The organism is Komagataeibacter kakiaceti JCM 25156, from assembly GCF_000613305.1.
The window spans coordinates 1-541 of record NZ_BAIO01000913.1 but is presented as its reverse complement, the minus strand read 5'-3'; the positions used below and the strand labels follow the sequence as shown (position 1 = coordinate 541).

1 protein-coding gene is annotated in these 541 nt (G+C 68.4%); it reads right to left on the bottom strand.

The genetic code is table 11. The annotated features are described in order from the left end of the window. Positions 1 to 541: DbpA RNA binding domain-containing protein (locus tag JCM25156_RS26765; RefSeq protein WP_034961882.1), on the bottom strand; the 541-nt coding region annotated here is incomplete at both ends.

The following is a 541-nucleotide window of genomic DNA, read 5'->3' as shown; positions in this document are numbered from 1 at the left end:
CGCGCCGGGCCACCAGCGGGCGCGCTGGCGGGCGTGATCTGCACTTCGTCATTCTCGATCGCGGCGATGCACGAGCGGAATTTCTCGGTGGAATCCGGCGTGATCTCGAACAGCGTCTGGGTATCGTTGATGCGGATCGCGCCAATATCCGCCTTGCGCACGCCGCCCAGGCGGCAGATCAGCGGGATCAGCCACTTGGGGTCAGCCTTTTCCTGCCGGCCGACATTCATGGCGAACCATGCGCCCGGTTCGGCGCTGGCGTAGCTGTCGCGCGTGGGGCGGGGTCCGTCACGCTCGCTGCGTTCACGCGCGGGGCGCGGCGCGTCGGGCGTGATGTGGCGCACGTTTTCAGGCGCGGGCAGGCGGGCGCGGTACATCTGCAGCAGGGCGGCGGCAAGCTGTTCGCTGCTGCGGCCTTCAACAAGCTGGCCAACCAGTTCCTTGTCCGTCTCGGCCACGTCCTCGTTCAGAACGGGATCGGCCAGCAGGCGCTTGGCATCATTGGCGCGGATTTCGGCCGCCGTGGGCACGCCCGACCAGC